Here is a 15894-nt window from a genome sequence, read left to right as displayed (position 1 = left end):
CTGGTCGGCTAAACAGCAATCACCACACCGGAATTAACCCGGCCTGGCGAAACGGTCAGGCGTGCCCGAAGCCCAGCGCGAGCAGCTTGAACAGGCCGGTCACGGCAAAGGGCAGGCCGATTGCCAGGACCCACAGCCACAGGCGGTCATGGCGGAAATGCCGCGCCATGGCTGGATCGCGCGCCTGGATATCGTCCAGACGTGCCCAGCGCTTTTCGAAATGGCGGCAGGCCGGGATGATCGCCACGACCAGCACGACCAATGCGAAATAGGGCAGCAACGAGCCGCTTTTCGAGTGCAAAGCCCCCATGGTCATGAAGATCTGCAATGCGGTGTAGGTCAGCAGCGCATAGGCGATATTGTCGCTCATCCGCTTGCGCCAGTCGATCGCGCGCGCCGTCTGCCGGCTGTCTGCTGCGACGTCCTGCCAGGCTTTTGCCACGGTCAGTCCCTTTCCTTCCAGTCCCACGGGTGAGTAAATCACCGAAGTGCGCTTCGATCAAGGGCCGTTAAGCATTGTCTGTGACAAGGAATTGCCGGAGCGCCATGCATGAAACCTGCCAAATCGAACCAAGGTGGCTTGCGGAGCGAGTCCTGCACCCGTAAATCGTGGATGACATGACCGTTACCGACACCATGCCCGCCGCGCCCGTCAGCGCCATGACGCCGATCCCGCAAGGCGGGCTCGAGGTGATCTCGATCGCCAAGAGCTATGACAAGCGCGCGGTGCTCAGCGACATCTCGCTGTCGGTCGGCAAGGGCGAAGTGCTTGGCCTGCTTGGCCCCAACGGCGCGGGCAAGACCACCTGCTTCTATTCGATCATGGGGCTGGTCCGCCCTGACAGCGGCCGCATCCTGATGGACGGGGTCGATGTCACCAAGCTGCCGATGTACCGCCGGGCGATCCTTGGCCTCGGCTATCTGCCGCAGGAAACCTCGATCTTCCGCGGCATGACGGTGGAACAGAACATCCGCTGCGTGCTCGAACTGGCCGAGCCCGATGCGGCCGTGCGCGAGGACGAGCTGGAACGCCTGCTGGGTGAGTTCGGCCTGACCCGGCTGCGCGCCAGCGCGGCCATGGCACTGTCGGGCGGCGAGCGGCGGCGCTGCGAGATCGCCCGCGCGCTGGCGGCCAAGCCCTCGATCATGCTGCTCGATGAACCCTTTGCCGGGATCGACCCGCTGTCGATCAGCGACATCCGCCACCTGGTGATCGACCTCAAGCAGCGCGGCATCGGTGTGCTGATCACCGACCATAACGTGCGCGAAACGCTCGACATCGTCGACCGTGCTTGCGTCATCTTCGGCGGGCAGGTGCTGTTCAGCGGAACGCCTGAACAGCTGGTCGCGGACGAAAACGTCAAGCGGCTGTACCTGGGCGAAGGGTTTACCCTGTGACACAGGGTTCGCGCCGGAACTGAACCATGGCAATGGGGCCGCGCCTCGATCTCCGGCAGTCGCAATCGCTGGTCATGACGCCGCAGCTGCAGCAGGCGATCAAGCTGCTGGCGCTGTCCAATCTGGAAATCGAGACTTTCATCGGCGATGCACTCGATGCCAATCCGCTGCTTGAAGTTGGCGACGGCGCGCCGGCCGCGACCGATGGCGCGAACGACGAACCCGACCTGCGCCGCACGACTCTGGAGAGCTCTCCGGTCGACCAGCTGATCGGTGAAGGCCGCGGCGAAGACGATCGTCCGCTTGACATCGACCCGGGCGCGCTGGACCGCGACCGCGAACCGGGCGATGCCGACTGGGGCGGCGATATCCGGATGAGCGGTGGGGAAGCCGGTCCCGATATAGACGAACGCGGCGAAGGCGAAGTGTCGCTGGCCGACTATCTCCATGCCCAGATCGGCCCGGCGGCCGGCGATCCGGTCAGCGCTTTCGTGGCGCGGCACCTCGTCGGTCTGCTCGACGAGGCCGGGTACCTTCCGGTCTCGCTGGGCGAGGTGGCTGCGGACCTGGGGATCGAGGCGGCGCAGGCCGAGGCCGGGCTCGCCCTGCTCCAGTCGCTCGATCCCACCGGGGTCGGCGCGCGCAGCCTGGCCGAATGCCTGATGCTGCAAGCGATCGAGGCCGACCGCCACGATCCGTGCATGGCGCGCCTGCTCGACAACCTCGACCTGCTGGCGCGGGGCGAACTGGCCCGGCTCAAGCGGATCTGCGGGGTCGATGACGAGGATTTCGCCGAGATGATGGGCGAACTGCGCGGCTACGATCCCAAGCCCGGCCTGCGCTTCGGCAGCGGCGGCGGCGATCCGGTGACGCCCGATATTCTGGTCATGCCCGGCGCCGACGGAGGCTGGCAGGTCCAGCTCAACCAGGCGACGCTGCCGCGGCTGATCGTCAATCGCAGCTATTACGTCGAAATGCGCGGCGCCTGCGATGACAAGGCGGCGCGCGGCTGGCTGTCGGACAAGCTGGCCGACGCCAACTGGCTGCTGAAAGCGCTCGACCAGCGCGCCAAGACCATCCTCAAGGTGGCAAGCGAACTGGTCAAACAGCAGGAGGGGTTTTTCCAGGGCGGTGTCTCGCAGTTGAAGCCGCTGACCCTGCGCGCCGTAGCCGAAGCGATCGAGATGCATGAAAGCACGGTCAGCCGGGTGACCAGCAACAAGTACCTGCATTGTCCGCGCGGGACCTTCGAACTCAAGTACTTCTTCACTTCTGGCGTCGCTTCGACCGAGGGTGAAGGCGGGGCCTCGGCCGAAGCGGTCAAGGCGGCGATCAAGACGCTGATCGATGCCGAGGATCCGAAGGCGATCCTGTCCGACGATACTTTGGTCGACCTGCTCAAGGAAAAGGGCTTTGAGCTCGCCCGCCGTACCGTGGCCAAGTATCGCGAGGCGATAGGGCTGGGCAGTTCGGTCCAGCGACGGCGGCAGAAGGCCCTGGCGGCGGTGCGTTAGGCCGACAACCCGAACGGGGTCAGGCGATGGCTTGGCGGATCTGGGGCAGCGCGCTGTCGCTCGAACTGCTGCTCCGACTGTAGTTCGACAATCGGCACGGCATGTTGATCAAGGTGAAGATCGGTGCCTTCCTGGTTCAGATCGGCGTGGCCTGAGCGCCTCAGGAGTGAGGGGTTAAGCCGTCGATGTAGCTGTCAAGGCTGGCCAACATCGCTGCTGCCGAATCCTGGCTTCCCTGCCAGTCCTGCAAGTGATCATCGCACCACATCCGCGCCAGACCATAGACCTGGGCCCGGCTCGACAACAGGATCACCGTCGTATCCATTCCTTCTCGCAGCTTCCCGGTGTTCCTTGCCCGCTCTACCCACAGCCGCATCGTCTGTTGAAGCGCTGCGTTCTGCGCGACAAGCCGGGCCGATCCCGTAAAGTCGATCATGCGGCGCGAGCTGATGATGCGGAAATGCACCGGGCTTTTCGTGGCCCATTGCAGATAGGCACGCCCCATTGCGCGCAGCGCTCCGATCGGATCCCCCGCGGGCCAGCCGTCCAACGCCTGGTCCACGGCCGCGACAAAGCGTTCCATCGCCTGTTCGGCTACTGCGGTCAGCAGTGCGGTTTTGTTGTCGAAATGTCGGAACGGTGCGCCGGATGAAACCCCGGCGCGCTTGGCAACTTCGCGTACTGACAGCGCCTCCACCCCACGCTCTTCGATCAGGGCGACGGCGGCGGCCACCAGTACCTCGGTCAGGTTGCCGTGGTGATAGCCCTTGCGCGTGGCGAGTCGTGGCAGCTTGGATCCTGTCATCGCGGCGGCATAGCGCATGTCAGACTTAATGTAAGCAGTGATCAATTTTGCTTGCACCGACATCACTCTGCGTTATGTAAGCGACGATTACATAACGCAGAGGACCGAACCGTGACACAGCAGGCAGGGCAGCAGCGCGGAAATTGGGCAATTGTTCTTTTGATCGCGCTCGGTCTGGCGGCGATGACATTGATCCTGGCAGCAGGCGCGCCCGACACCACCGAGGCGATTCGCGTGGTCATTCGCGCCACGGCCCGGACTTCGCTGGTGCTGTTCATGGCGGCATTCTGCGCATCAGGGTTGGTCGCCCTGACTTCGGCGCCGGCGGCCCTGTGGCTGCGCCGCAACCGCCGTCAGATCGGGGTCGGATTCGCCTTGTCGCACTTGCTCCACGCTGCCGCGCTGGTTGCCCTGGCGCGGCGCGATCCGGCGCTGTTTGACACGCTGACTACGCCCGCCTCGTTCATCTTCGGCGGCGCAGCCTATGTCGTAATCGTTGCCATGCTGGCGACATCGTTCGATGCCACGGCCCGCGCGATCGGGCCCGTCACCTGGCGCCGCCTGCATACGACTGGTGTTTGGTTCATCTGGCTGATGTTCCTGATCAATTTCGGCAAGCGGATCCCGGCGCACCCCAGCTACGCGCTGGCGATCATGCTGGCGTTCACGGCGCTGGTGGTCCGGGTGATTGGCGGGCGCAAGAACAAGGCTGGATTGAACAGGCCAGCGGCGACGGTCGGCTGACCGCCGATTCCCCTCAAGCTTCCAGTTCGATGTCCCAATAGAGCCAGTCGCGCCAGGTTTCGTGCAGGTAGTTTGGCGGAAAGCCGCGACCGCGTTCCTGCAGATGCCAGTTGGTCGGGCGAATTGGCTGGACCAGTAGCGGCATCTTGGCCTGGGCTGGGGTGCGGCCACCTTTCTTCAGGTTACACGGGGCACAGGCCGTGGCGACGTTTTCCCAGCTCGTCCGGCCGCCCAGCCGGCGCGGGACAACGTGGTCGAAGGTCAGGTTGTTCGGGCTGCCGCAGTACTGGCAGCAGAACCGGTCGCGCAGGAACAGGTTGAAACGGGTAAAGGCGGGAAACTCGCTGGGCTTCACATACTGGCGCAGCGCAATCACGCTGGGGATCGGCATGGTCCAGCTGGGCGAATGCACCTCGCGCGCATAGCTGGCGACGATATCGACCCGCTCGAGAAACACCGCCTTGATCGCGGTCTGCCACGGCCACAGGCTGAGCGGATAATAGCTGAGCGGGGTATAGTCGGCATTTAGCACCAGCGCCGGACAATCGTTCAGGTGCCGGGAGGGATCCCCCTCCGCGCTGCGGAACCGGGCCGCGCGCTCTATCAGCTCCGACTTGAGCATGGCCCCCGGTAACTGGTCGCGGTTGCGGATCTGTGACAACGCATGGGGACAAAGAGCATGGCGAGAGTCAGTGCGTCAAGGCTTGCGTGATGCCGAAATCCACAGGACAAGCGCGCCGTGACCGTGACGACACGTTTTGCCCCCAGCCCAAATGCCCCGCTGCACCTGGGCCATGCCTATGCCGCGATCGTTGCCCACGATCTGGCACGGGCGCGGGGTGGGCAATTCCTGCTGCGTATCGAGGATATCGACGGGGTGCGCAGCCGGGCCGAACTGATCCCCGAAGTGCTTGCCGATCTGGCATGGCTGGGGCTGGCCTGGGACGGTCCAGTGGTCTTCCAGTCACGGCGCCTGGCGGGCTACGCCGCGGCCGGGGAGCGCCTCAAGGCAATGGGCCTGCTCTATTCATGCCAATGCAGCCGGGCAGAGATTTTGTCCGCGGCGCGCGATTCCGGTCCCGACGGGCCGCTTTATCCCGGCACGTGCCGTGCACGCCAAGTGGACCCGGTTGGCGCAGCATGGCGGCTCGACATGGCCAGGGCAGTGGCGCTGGCCGGACCGCTCGAATGGACTGACGAAAGCGCCGGTGCGCAGATCGCGCGGCCTGAGCTGTTCGGCGATGTCGTCCTGCTGCGCAAGGACGCCCCGGCCAGCTATCATCTGGCAGCCACGCTGGACGATGCCGCCGACGGGGTGACCCTGGTGACGCGCGGGCGCGACCTGTACCAAGCGACACATGTCCACCGCCTGCTCCAGGCCCTATTGGGGCTGCCGGTGCCGACGTGGCATCACCATGACCTGCTGATCGAAGGCGATGGGCGCAAGCTGGCCAAACGGCGCGGATCGCCCTCGCTTGCGGACCGCCGCAAAGCTGGCGAAAACGGGCGAGCGCTGGCCGAAAACCTGCGCACCCGACGCTTCCCCGCTGGTATTTCGCTGGGGGTCGGCCTAATGGAGGAACCATGACAATCTTTCTCACCTTAGTCCTCCTCGCGCTGATGGCCGGCGTGGTTTACAGCCTGGTGACGGGCATCATCGCTTTCATGCAGAGCACCAGGGACGACCTCAACGCCCCCGCGGGCAACGGTCCGACCGCCAACCAGCTGCGCCAGAACAAGGCCATGATGCAGCGCATCCTATTCCAGGGCGCGGCGATCATGATCGTGGCGATCCTGCTGTTCGCCAACCGCTGATCCGCGGCACGGCTCAGTGGTCAAGCTCAACAAGATCTACACCCGCACCGGCGATGACGGTACCACCGGGCTGGTCGACGGCTCGCGCTGTCCCAAGCACGCCGCGCGGATGGAAGCGATTGGCGCGGTGGACGAGGCGAATTCGGCGCTGGGCGTCGCGGTGGTTGCGCTGGCCGGGGGCGCGCACGCCGCCGACCTGACCCGGGTCCAGAACGACCTGTTCGATCTTGGTGCCGATCTTGCCACGCCGGGCAGTGACTTTGCCCCATCCGAAATGGTCCTGCGGATCGTGCCGCCGCAGACCGACTGGATCGAGGGGCGGATCGACGCGGCCAACGAAACACTGCCGCCGCTGACCAGCTTCATCCTGCCCGGCGGCAGCGAAGCCGCGGCGCGGCTCCATGTCGCCCGCGCCGCGATGCGCCGCGCCGAACGGGCGATGACCGCGCTGGCCGCAGCCGAGCCGGTCAATCCCGCGGCGCTGGCCTATATCAACCGGCTGTCGGACTACCTCTTCGTGCTGTGCCGCGCGGTCAACGCCGCGGCGGGCGGCGACGTCCAATGGGTGCCCGGCCAAAACCGCTAGCCAGCGCGGAAATGCGCCGCTAAGCAGCCGCCTTTGCTGCACTTGCGAAGGACCTGGAAATGCGGACAGTTGGCGTTATCGGCGCGGGCCAGATGGGTTCGGGCATTTCCCAGGCCATTGCCCAAAGCGGGATCAAGGTGCTGCTGTCCGATGTCGACATCGCCCTGGCCGAAAAGGCCAAGGCCGGGATCGACAAGGCGCTGGCCCGGCTGGTCTCGCGCGACAAGCTGACCCCCGATGCAGCCGAAGCGGCGCTCGCCCGGATCGTGCCGGTAGCGGACTATGCCCCGATGGCCGAGGCCGACCTGATCATCGAGGCGGCGACCGAGCGCGAGGAGATCAAGCGCAAGATCTTCGAAGCGGCGGGCAAGGTCCTGCGCGAAGATGCAATCCTCGCCTCGAACACCAGCTCGATCCCGATCACCCGCATGGCGACCTCCTCGCCCGATCCCAAGCGCTTCATCGGGCTGCATTTCTTCAATCCCGTCCCGGTGATGGGGCTGATCGAGGTGATCCCCGGGCTTGCCACCAGCGCCGATACCGTCGCGCGGACCCGCGCCTTTGCCGAAATGCTGGGCAAGCAGGTGGTCCAAGCCGAGGACGAGCCCGGCTTCGTGGTCAACCGCATCCTGCTGCCGATGATCAACGAAGCGGTCTTCGTGCTCGGCCAGGGCACCGCCTCCATCGCCGATATCGACAAGGGCTGCCGGCTCGGCCTCAACCACCCGATGGGCCCGCTCGAGCTGGCCGATTTCGTCGGGCTCGACACCTGCCTCGACATTGTCCGGGTGCTCTACAACACGACGGGCGACAGCAAGTACCGGCCCGCGCCGCTGCTGGTCAAATATGTCGAGGCCGGCTGGCTGGGGCGCAAGGCCGGCCGCGGCTTCTACGACTATTCGGGCGAGGCGCCGGTCCCGACGCGGTGATTGCCCTTCCAAGCGTGCGGACAATTGGCTAGCGCAGCCACCATGCTGATTTACGACGCCATCAAGCGTCTTGCCGCGCTGGCCGGGGCCCATGTCGAAAAGCTGGCGAAGCAGCCGGGAACCACGGTGCTCGGGCTGGTCCATCGCCCGATCGACCTGGTGATCGACGTTGGTGCCAACACCGGGCAGTTCGCCCGCGAGATGCGCGGCAAGTTTCCCCGCGCCCACATTATCAGCTTTGAACCGCTGCCCGAACCCTTCGCCGAATTGCAGGCCTGGGCGCAGGCTGATGGCAACGCCACTGCGGTGAACATCGGACTGGGCGACAGCGAGGGTGTGCTGCCGTTCCACCGCCACGTCGGCCATTCACCCAGTTCCTCGCTGCTGCCGACACACAGCGAGGGGGTGGCCCGGTTCCCGCAGATGGGCCGCAGCGAACTGACCGAGATCCGCGTCCGCCGGCTCGACGATGCGCTGGCCGAACTGGGGCGCGAAATCGGTCCGCAGACCCTCATCAAGCTGGATGTCCAGGGCTTTGAAGAACAGGTTATGCTAGGCGCCGAGCGGACTCTGGCGCAGGTCGCGGCGCTGATCACCGAGGTCAACGTCGGCCCGATGTTCGAAGGCCAGGCCGAATTCCTTGCGCTGTGCACCCGCGCCTATGCCGCCGGGCTGCGCTATGCCGGCAACTATGCACAGTACCCCGCCCCCGACGGCCAGGTGATCTTCCTCGACGCGATGTTCGTGCGATGAGCACGGATCCGCCCGGGGCCAGTCCGAGAGTCCTCCTCGACACGCTGATCGCGCGATCGCGCGGCAAGGGTTTGCGGGCGATCGCCGGCAACACCGGCTGGCTGCTGGGCGAAAAGGTGTGGCGCGCGCTGCTTGCCGCCCTGGTGACGGCATGGGTCGCGCGCTATCTGGGTCCGACAAACTACGCGTCGATCGCTTATGCGCTGGCGATCGTGACGTTCTTCGGACCCGTCGCCCAGCTTGGCATATCCAACCTGATCGTCCGCGATCTGGCGCGCGAACCCGGTGCCGCCGGCGAGATTATCGGCACCGGTGTTGTCCTGCGCATGGGCGCAGGCTTGCTCGGGCTGGTGGGCGCCATTGCCTTCCTGTTCGCGACCGACCCGACCGCTACCGGGCGACTGGTCGGGGCGCTGATCGCCGGGCAGCTGGTGTTCCAATCCGCCGAAGTGATCGATTGCTGGTTCCAGTCGCGGCTTGAAAGCCGCTACGGGGTGCGATTGCGCCTTGTGGTCAGCCTGGTCATGTCGGCGCTGAAGGTCGGCCTGATCCTCGCCAAGATGCCGCTGTGGACTTTCGCCCTGGCGATCAGTCTGGAGTTCGGACTGACCGCCGCCGCTATCGCCGCCGCCTATCTGTGGCATGGCCAATCGGTAGGCTGGCGCTTTTCAGCACACCGCGCGCGCGGCTTGCTGCACGAAGGGTTGCCGTTCATGGCCTCGGCCCTGGCGATTGCGATCTACATGCGTTTCGATCAGGTGCTGCTCCGCCAGATCGACGGGGTAGAGGCTTTGGGCATCTTTGCGGCGATCGTCCCATTGGCACAGGTCTGGCAGATCGTGCCGGTTTCGATCGTCGCCAGCCTGACGCCGGTCATTGCGCGTGAAGCCGAGAAGGGGCCAGAGGCCTATGCCCAGGCCTTGCGCGCCATGTTCCTGCTGCTGGGCGCGCTGAGCCTTGCCATTGCCCTGTTGATCGCGGTCGCCGCGGGCCCTGCGGTCAACCTGCTGCTCGGCCAGGCCTACGCGGGCGCCGTTCCGGCACTGCGCGTCTACGGTTTCACCAACATCCCCGTCGCGCTGGGGCTGGCCTGGAATGTCTGGGCCACGATCAGCGGCAAGGGCAAGCTGCTGCTGATCAACACGGTTGCCGGCAGCGTGGTTTCGCTGATCGCCAACCTGGCCTTGATCCCCCGCTATGGCGTAATGGGCGCAGCTGTCGCGGCAAACCTGTCCTACTTTACCTCGGCGCTGCTGATCAATTACGTGACGTGTCGTGACATGTTCTTCCTGCAGCTTGGGATCGTGCGCAAGGTGAGGGTTGCCGAATGAGCGTCATGGATGCTGTGCGCCGGGTCCTGCGGCCTTACTACAAGGCGGCCTTTCCCGCATCCTGGGCCGTTCGCAGCTATTCGCAGGAAGGCGAGGACATCTTGATCGGGCCCTTGCTGGAGCACATCCAGGCGGGCTTCTACGTCGACGTCGGCTGCCACCATCCCTACCGGTTTTCCAACACCTACCGGCTCTATCGGCGCGGCTGGTCGGGGCTGTGTATCGATCCCTTGCCCGGCGTGACCGAGGCCTTTGCCCGCGCCCGTCCTCGTGACGTTGTGGTTGCCGCGGGCATTTCGCAGGAACCCGGCGAGCTTGAGTACGTCATGTTCAACGAGCCCGCGCTCAACACCTTCGATCCCGCACTGGCCGAGGCGCAGAGCGCGCGCCCGGCCTATCACGTCATTCAGCGGAAAAAGGTTGCGACACTGCCGCTGCGCGACGTGTTGGCCCGCCATGGGGTCGGCCAGATCGATTTCATGACCGTCGATGTCGAAGGGCTGGACCTTCAGGTGCTGGCATCCAACGACTGGCAGCGCTGGCGCCCCCGGCTGGTGCTGGCCGAAAGCCTGAGCGCGCGGCTCGATACCATCTTCGACGATCCGCTATACCGGTTCATGGTTGTTCAGGGCTATGCCGGGGTCCAGAAAATCGGCCGCAACATCCTGTTTCTGCTGGATGAAGCCTGATGGATTTGCCGTATGGACCGGTCAGCACCCCCGTGTTGCTGATCATCTTCCGGCGCCCGGAACTGGTCGAGATCGCGCTGGACAAGCTGCGCGCCGTCCGGCCTGCGACGCTTTACGTGGCCGCCGACGGACCGCGCCCCGACGTCCCCGAAGACTGCCTTGGTACCGCTGCCTGCCGCAGCCTGATCGCGGCAGGAATCGACTGGCCTTGCGACGTGCACTTGCGCTTCCGCGATGCCAACCTTGGGGTTCAGCACGGTGTCGTCGATGCGATCGACTGGATCTTCGAAACCGAGGAGCAGGCGATCATCCTCGAGGACGATGTTGCGCCGGAGCCCGATTTCTTCCGCTTTTGCGATGAACTGCTCGAACGGTATCGGGACAACCCTGCTGTGGCGACGATCGGCGGAATTTCCTACCTGCAGCAACCGGCGCAGAGCAGTTACCACGCCTCCAGCTTCATCGACATGTGGGGCTGGGCGACCTGGCGTGACCGTTGGCGGCACTATGACGCCGCGATGGATGCATGGCCGGAATTTGCCGATAGCGGCCGCCTTGCCGCGATGCCCGGCGCCTCGCCGCGCTTCGTGCGCTATTGGCGGATGATCATGGACGAGACCAAGGCCGGCAGGATGAAGGCATGGGATTACCAATGGATGCTGACCTGCTGGCACCGCGGCATGGTCGCGCTGCATCCCAGGGTGCCGCTGGTCCGCAACCTGGGTTTCGGCAGGCTGGCCACCAACACCGCGCTGCGCTCGGTGCCGCGCTTCTGCCGCCCTACCGGCACGCTGACATGGCCCCTGGTGGATCCCGCTTCGCTTGTGCCGGGCACTGAGAGCGAGCGGCAGATGTGGGCCTTCCGCTTTCATATTTCGGCCCGTGATGCCGTAATTCAGTCGGTCCGGTTACCGTTGGCGCGATTATACCGGAAGATCCTCGATCAATTCGCAAGACGAAATCGAAACGCCGCGGGTAGATAACCAAAAAACTTTCCTACAAATAACCATATAGGTTACGTACGCAGCTCCTCCCGAATCAGCATGGAGCTGTCATGCCCAATTCCCCGATCCAATCCCCGGCCAGCTTCGTGCCCAGCCGGGCCGCGGCCTATTCCGATGTCGACGGCACCGCGCTGCTCGTCAGCGCGGCCACCCCGCTGCCGGTGACCATGGCGGCGGTGACCGGCACCTCGCCAACGCCGCTGGCGGGCACGACTGCGACCACGAGCGTTCTTGGCCCCTACCAGCCGGCGCTGGGCCGTGATGTCGTCCTGGCACTGTCCGGGACCTGGGCCGGAACGGTCAAGGTCATGCGCTCCACCGACGGCGGGACAACACGCCTGCCGCTGACCGTAGCCGGGACGAGCTGGGCCCAGTTCACCGGCAATTGCTGCGAAGCGGTGTGGGAAGAAAACGACGGCAACGCGCGCCTCTATCTCGATGTCACCCTGACTTCGGGCACGCTGGCCTATCGGATGGCCCAATGAGCGCGGACTTTTCAGCCCGCGGGCTCATCCGCCAGACCAGCCAGCGGCTGGCTTCCGCCGTCAGCGGCGATGGTTCGGCCCTGGTCGGATATCACGCCGGGGGCAGCGCCGTCGGCCGCACCATGCAGGACCGGCTGCGCGACCAGGTCAGCGTGAAGGATTACGGCGCGGTGGGTGACGGCGTGGCCGACGATACCGCCGCGATCCAGGCCGCGATCAACAACGTCCTGACCGGGCAGGGCAGCCGCCTGTATTTTCCGCGCGGCACCTACAAGATCACCGCCAAGCTGGTCATCCCGGTCAGCTATGGCTGGGCGATCGAAGGCGCCAGCCGTCTCGCCACCCGGATCATCCAGTTCACTTCCAACACCCCGATCTTCTCGTTCGAAGGGACCGGCACCTGGGGCTGGTCGATCCGCGGGCTGCTCTTCTCGTGGAACACCGCGCAGACTGCTGCCAATACCAGCGCGGTGGCGATCCGCTTCGGCACGGGCACCGCCGGGCACACCTTCTTCCAGTTCGAGATTGGCGACTGCACCTTTGAGAAAGGCTGGCGTGCGATCGCCGCCGATGCCACGCTCAGCCCATCGATCTGGGGGGTGCACGTCCACAACTGCACCTTTGCCAACACGATGAAGGGCGCGGCGTTCTTTGCCGTGCCCAACCCCTCGGTCGGGCAGCCCAACATCTGCATCGAAAGCTGCATGCTCGACGGCGCGGCGAGCGCCGAGGAGCTGATCCAGATTTCGACGGGCGACGTCATCACCCTGCGCAGCCTGGAATTCCTCAACGGCACCGCGCCGGTCGGGCTGATCCAGATCACCACCACCTTCGCGGTGACGCTGATGGACTGCAAGACCGAGAACTACAACGTTCTCGCCACCGGTTCGCAGCTGTTCAAGTTTTCGCAGTGCAATGTCCGCGCGTTCAATTCGTCGGTCAACGGCGTGCTCGGATCGGGCGGGGTGACCTATTTCCTGTTCGGCAATTCGGGGACGACGCTGACAGTCTATGGGCTGTCGGTGAACGATGCGCTGACCGGGGGCACACTCTATGGCTATACCGCAGACACGGTGCCGTTCGTCGCCGACGTCAAGGTCATCGGGCCGCGCTCGTCCGATGACATCTTCCCCCAGACTGGGTGCAGTCCAAAGTTCGACGCCGACCGCCGGCAGAAGGACCGGATCACCGACCTGACCGATGCCAGTGTCGTCCTGACCGCGGCTTCGACCCGGATCCAGTACCTCAACGTCGCGCTGACGGCTGCGCGCACCGTAACCCTACCCAATACCGGGCTGTACGAGGGCATGGAGTTCGAGATCGTCCGCAAGGCTGCAACACCCGGTGCCTTCACCTTGCAGGTAATCGATCCGGTCAGCGCGAACAATTACACGATGGCCGCCTCGGCAAATGGTTATGTCCGCTATCGCTACCGCGGAGCCTGGCGGATCATGGCGGCGGGCACCCTGTAAGGCACTGTTTGCACGAACCCGCCGCCGCGCTAAGGGAGCGCCAGGCCAATCACGGCGGCGGGACATTCGTTGGAAGCATGGCCGAATTGCCGCCACAAATTGACCATGACAAAGGCGCAGCCGATGTTCTGCTGGTCGATTTCGGCGGCGGCAATCATGGGCACCGCGGCCAATACAATGCGATGCTGGCCCAGCTCTTCCGTCTCCGCACGGCACCCTTCGGTCCGGCCATGTTGCTGTCGCGGCGCGTCGTTCTAGTCCCGCAGATCGAGGTGGCACCGGGCCTGTTCTTCATGACCTGCCTGATCCGGACAGCATTGGGTTTGCGTACCGTGGGCCTTTTGCTGCGTCCGCTCCCCGCGCTGCATGGCACTTCGCTGCGGCTGCGGATCAAGCGGGCCGCGCTGATCCTTCTGCGACAGTTGCGCAGGGTTTCGGTACTCACGATCATACCCTTTGCCGTCGACCCCGCGCTTTCGCGTATTGCCCGCGGGTGGATCCACGATCTGCAGAACTGGGACTTCGCCCTGGGCAGCGCCACCGATCCGGCGCAAAGCGCGCTGACTGCCAGCCAGGTTCGCGGCGCCGCTGCAGGCCGCACGGTTTGCGTCGCAATCGGCGGGCAAAACCGGGCGAAGGGCTTCGATCGCTTCGCCGCGCTGTGGAGCGATAACGCGGAAATGCGGCGAGCTTTTCTGTTTGCGTTCGGCGGAACGGTCAGCGCCGATCTTTCCGCTGCCGCGGCCCGCTTTGCAGAGACAGGCGGTTACGCGCTGAACCGGTTCGTGTCGGACGCGGAGCTCTACGGGCTCTATCAGGCGGCGGATCTGGTGTGGTGCGCCTACGATCCGTCCTATGACCAGGCATCCGGCATACTCGGCCGCGCCATGCAGTTCGGCATTCCGGTCGTGGTCCGCAAGGGTTCCGTGATCGAGCGTTTGTGCCACCTTGTCGATCATCCGCACATGACTGAAGCGGCTCTTGCTCAAGGCGCTGCCGTGCCGCTGCCGATCGCACCGCACCAGGCTGCTGCGCGGGCCCGCGCTCAGGGAAGGACCAGTCTGGCCCGACTCGCCGAAGCGCTTGGCACCTTGCCGGCCATCGATCCCTTCGTGGCAGCGGACCCGGGCCAGATCCCATGACCCACCGTCCCCGCATCGCCTTCGTCTGGGCCCAGTTCGGACCCTATCATGCCGATCGCCTGATCGCCGCAGCACGGCGGTTCGAGGGCAAGGCCGATCTGCTGGCGGTCGAGATCGCCGAAGCCTCGCACACCTATGCCTGGAAGCCGGTGCGTGAGCTTGACGGTGTGCCCCGGCAAACGTTGTTTCCCGGTCAGCGCGTAGAAGACATCGGATCGCTGCGCCTTGTCCTGCGCATGTTCGCCTGCCTGCGCAAATGCGACTATGTCTTCATGGGCGTCGGTTACGGCGATCCGGCCGGCGCCATGCTGCCGTGGCTGCTGCGGCTGGTTGGGGTCAGGACCGTGCTGATGTTCGATTCCAAGCACGACGACAGCCCCCGGCGCCGGCCACTTGAATTGCTGAAGCGCATTCTGGTCTGGCCGCACAGGGCCGCAATTGTCGGGGGGCGGCGCCATATTGCCTATGCACGGTCATTGGGCTTCCGCAAGCGGCCGGTCCTGCCGTGCTGCGATGGCGTCTCGCTCGAGCGGATCAGAGCCGAGGCTGGCCGTAGTGACGGCGCAGCGGACCTGCCCTTTGCCGCGCGCGATTTCATCTTTGTCGGGCGCTTCGTCGACAAGAAGAACATGCTCCGCCTGGTCGATGCCTTCGCGCAGTATTGTCGGCAGGCGGGCGCGGGGTCGCACCGCCTCAAGCTGGCGGGATCGGGCGCGCTTGAGCCCGCCATTCGCGCCCGCATCGCCGAACTCGGCATCGCCGAAAAGGTGGATTTCCTGGGGTTCCTTGACAGCCAGGGCGTCAGCCAGGCGCTCGACCGGTCGCTTGCCCTGGTCCTGCCCAGCACCTGCGAGCAGTGGGGACTGGTGGTCAACGAAGCGCTTGCGCTGCGCTTGCCGGCAATCGTCTCGCAGTTCGTCGGCGCACGCGATTTGCTGGTCCGCCAGCCGCACAACGGATTGGTAGTCGATGCGCTGGACGTAGCCGGCCTTGCCGATGCGCTGCTTTGGATGGCCGAGGACGAGCAGCGCTGGGAACAGATGCGCCTTGCCTCCGACGCCTTGGCCTGGCGGGGGGACTGTGCCAGGCTGATCGATGCCGTTGAAGTGCTGGTGTTCGGAGATGACGTGGCCGCCACGAACCGGCTTTCCGAATTGCAGGAGGCGGTCCGCGAACCGTTCGATTGATCAATTGCGGCGTGCTATGCGGCATTGGATTTTGCGAAAA

Annotated in this window: 18 protein-coding genes; 15 read left to right on the top strand and 3 right to left on the bottom strand. The window is 65.1% G+C overall.

The genetic code is table 11. The annotated features are described in order from the left end of the window. Window positions 1-55: 55 nt before the first annotated feature. Window positions 56-469: a hypothetical protein gene (locus ACFFF7_RS04655; protein WP_379480187.1), complete on the bottom strand. Its 414-nt coding sequence runs from the start codon at window positions 467-469 to the stop codon at window positions 56-58. 149 nt (window positions 470-618) lie between these two features. Between ACFFF7_RS04655 and lptB the strand changes: the two genes are divergently transcribed. Continuing rightward, a complete protein-coding gene (gene lptB / locus ACFFF7_RS04650; protein ID WP_379480186.1) occupies window positions 619-1398 on the top strand; it encodes an LPS export ABC transporter ATP-binding protein in 780 nt (259 codons plus the stop codon). 26 nt (window positions 1399-1424) lie between these two features. Beyond that, window positions 1425-2912, top strand: coding sequence for an RNA polymerase factor sigma-54 (gene rpoN, locus ACFFF7_RS04645; protein WP_379480185.1), 1488 nt, complete (start codon window positions 1425-1427; stop codon window positions 2910-2912). A gap of 160 nt (window positions 2913-3072) precedes the next feature. Here rpoN and ACFFF7_RS04640 read toward each other — a convergent pair whose 3' ends face one another. Then, window positions 3073-3717, bottom strand: a complete 645-nt coding sequence (locus ACFFF7_RS04640; protein ID WP_379480184.1) for a TetR/AcrR family transcriptional regulator — start codon at window positions 3715-3717, stop codon at window positions 3073-3075. Window positions 3718-3828: 111 nt separating this feature from the next. On the opposite strand from ACFFF7_RS04640, the gene ACFFF7_RS04635 reads away from it, so the two are divergent. Further along, on the top strand, window positions 3829-4461 hold the full coding sequence (locus tag ACFFF7_RS04635; RefSeq protein WP_379480183.1) for a hypothetical protein: 633 nt from the start codon (window positions 3829-3831) through the stop codon (window positions 4459-4461). Between the two features lie 13 nt (window positions 4462-4474). Here the strand turns inward: ACFFF7_RS04635 and ACFFF7_RS04630 are convergent, their stop codons facing one another. Further along, the gene (locus ACFFF7_RS04630) at window positions 4475-5083 is read right to left on the bottom strand and encodes an HNH endonuclease (protein WP_379480465.1); all 609 of its coding nucleotides are present in this window, start codon (window positions 5081-5083) and stop codon (window positions 4475-4477) included. A gap of 117 nt (window positions 5084-5200) precedes the next feature. Between ACFFF7_RS04630 and gluQRS the strand changes: the two genes are divergently transcribed. The 12 genes from gluQRS to ACFFF7_RS04570 all read left to right on the top strand — a co-directional run bounded on the left by gluQRS (window position 5201) and on the right by ACFFF7_RS04570 (window position 15854). Then, on the top strand, window positions 5201-6049 hold the full coding sequence (gene gluQRS / locus ACFFF7_RS04625) for a tRNA glutamyl-Q(34) synthetase GluQRS (RefSeq protein ID WP_379480182.1): 849 nt from the start codon (window positions 5201-5203) through the stop codon (window positions 6047-6049). Next, window positions 6046-6276 carry a hypothetical protein gene (locus ACFFF7_RS04620; protein WP_379480181.1) on the top strand — a complete coding sequence of 77 codons (231 nt, stop codon included), beginning with the start codon at window positions 6046-6048 and terminating at the stop codon, window positions 6274-6276. The genes gluQRS and ACFFF7_RS04620 overlap by 4 nt, the downstream gene beginning before the upstream one ends. Window positions 6277-6292: 16 nt before the next feature. Then, window positions 6293-6862, top strand: a complete 570-nt coding sequence (locus ACFFF7_RS04615; protein WP_379480180.1) for a cob(I)yrinic acid a,c-diamide adenosyltransferase — start codon at window positions 6293-6295, stop codon at window positions 6860-6862. 59 nt (window positions 6863-6921) lie between these two features. After that, window positions 6922-7791, top strand: a complete 870-nt coding sequence (locus ACFFF7_RS04610; protein WP_379480179.1) for a 3-hydroxyacyl-CoA dehydrogenase NAD-binding domain-containing protein — start codon at window positions 6922-6924, stop codon at window positions 7789-7791. Window positions 7792-7833: 42 nt separating this feature from the next. After that, window positions 7834-8544: an FkbM family methyltransferase gene (locus ACFFF7_RS04605; protein ID WP_379480178.1), complete on the top strand. Its 711-nt coding sequence runs from the start codon at window positions 7834-7836 to the stop codon at window positions 8542-8544. Then, window positions 8541-9875: a flippase gene (locus ACFFF7_RS04600; protein ID WP_379480177.1), complete on the top strand. Its 1335-nt coding sequence runs from the start codon at window positions 8541-8543 to the stop codon at window positions 9873-9875. Before ACFFF7_RS04605 ends, ACFFF7_RS04600 begins: the two co-directional genes overlap by 4 nt. Beyond that, a complete protein-coding gene (locus ACFFF7_RS04595) occupies window positions 9872-10564 on the top strand; it encodes an FkbM family methyltransferase (protein ID WP_379480176.1) in 693 nt (230 codons plus the stop codon). Before ACFFF7_RS04600 ends, ACFFF7_RS04595 begins: the two co-directional genes overlap by 4 nt. Next, window positions 10564-11547: a hypothetical protein gene (locus tag ACFFF7_RS04590; protein WP_379480175.1), complete on the top strand. Its 984-nt coding sequence runs from the start codon at window positions 10564-10566 to the stop codon at window positions 11545-11547. The genes ACFFF7_RS04595 and ACFFF7_RS04590 overlap by 1 nt, the downstream gene beginning before the upstream one ends. A 71-nt stretch (window positions 11548-11618) precedes the next feature. Next, window positions 11619-12053, top strand: coding sequence for a hypothetical protein (locus tag ACFFF7_RS04585; protein ID WP_379480174.1), 435 nt, complete (start codon window positions 11619-11621; stop codon window positions 12051-12053). Next, the gene (locus tag ACFFF7_RS04580) at window positions 12050-13525 is read left to right on the top strand and encodes a glycosyl hydrolase family 28-related protein (RefSeq protein ID WP_379480173.1); all 1476 of its coding nucleotides are present in this window, start codon (window positions 12050-12052) and stop codon (window positions 13523-13525) included. Before ACFFF7_RS04585 ends, ACFFF7_RS04580 begins: the two co-directional genes overlap by 4 nt. 8 nt (window positions 13526-13533) lie before the next feature. Continuing rightward, window positions 13534-14667 (top strand): hypothetical protein, encoded by a 1134-nt coding sequence (locus tag ACFFF7_RS04575; protein ID WP_379480172.1) that lies wholly within the window; start codon window positions 13534-13536, stop codon window positions 14665-14667. After that, entirely contained in the window at window positions 14664-15854 is a 1191-nt protein-coding gene (locus ACFFF7_RS04570; RefSeq protein WP_379480171.1) for a glycosyltransferase family 4 protein, read from the top strand. Before ACFFF7_RS04575 ends, ACFFF7_RS04570 begins: the two co-directional genes overlap by 4 nt. The last annotated feature ends 40 nt before the right edge of the window (window positions 15855-15894 follow it).

The organism is Novosphingobium aquiterrae (assembly GCF_042434435.1).
Lineage (GTDB): Bacteria > Pseudomonadota > Alphaproteobacteria > Sphingomonadales > Sphingomonadaceae > Novosphingobium > Novosphingobium aquiterrae.
The sequence above is the reverse complement of the archived record's forward strand: the minus strand, read 5'-3'. Positions and strand labels throughout refer to the sequence as shown.